Origin of the sequence: Bacteroides caecigallinarum (assembly GCF_016902295.1) — a bacterium.
Classification (GTDB): Bacteria; Bacteroidota; Bacteroidia; order Bacteroidales; family Bacteroidaceae; genus Phocaeicola; species Phocaeicola caecigallinarum_A.
The window spans coordinates 1-602 of record NZ_JACJLQ010000145.1 but is presented as its reverse complement, the minus strand read 5'-3'; the positions used below and the strand labels follow the sequence as shown (position 1 = coordinate 602).

At 37.2% G+C, this 602-nt stretch carries 1 pseudogene; it reads left to right on the top strand.

Annotation, left to right across the window (positions count from 1 at the left end):
* Positions 1 to 546: pseudogene (locus H6A27_RS14550) on the top strand (transposase); the annotation flags it as partial.
* Positions 547 to 602 lie beyond the last annotated feature (56 nt).

Sequence of the window (602 nt, the reverse complement as noted above, 5' to 3'; positions counted from 1 at the left end):
TATGTCAAGTACAATTTCTTTCATAAGGAGCAGAGAGCAGACAAATATGTGACAAATCCTTTCAAACAGGAAAACCTGTATTATAACAAGGAGAAAGACTATTATGTTTGTCCCATGGGGCAACACATGGAGCGGACAGGTGTACGGCATTCTAGAACTGAAAGTGGATATGTTACAGAAAGTATCGCCTATAGTGTTGCAAGATGTGAGGGATGTCCTCTCAGATGTATGTGTTTCAGATCAAAATCATAAAGACGTACCATAGAAGTCAATCACAGGCTAAAAGAATATAAACAAAAAGCGCGTGAAAGACTTACCTCAGAGAAAGGCATAAAACATAGAAGGCAAAGATGCATAGAACCTGAAGCTGTCTTTGGACAAATAAAATACGACATGGGATACAAAAGGTTCAGGCATTTTGGAAAAGACAAGGTCACAATGGACTTTGCCTTCTTTGCCATTGCTTTTAATATAAAGAAAATGTGTGCTAAAATCAAAAACCAGAAGATGACAGACAAAAATTATCAAAATATAAGAGTGGCATAAGCCATCTACAGCCGATTATACTACTTGAAAGCATGGAGATAGGGATAATACGGAAA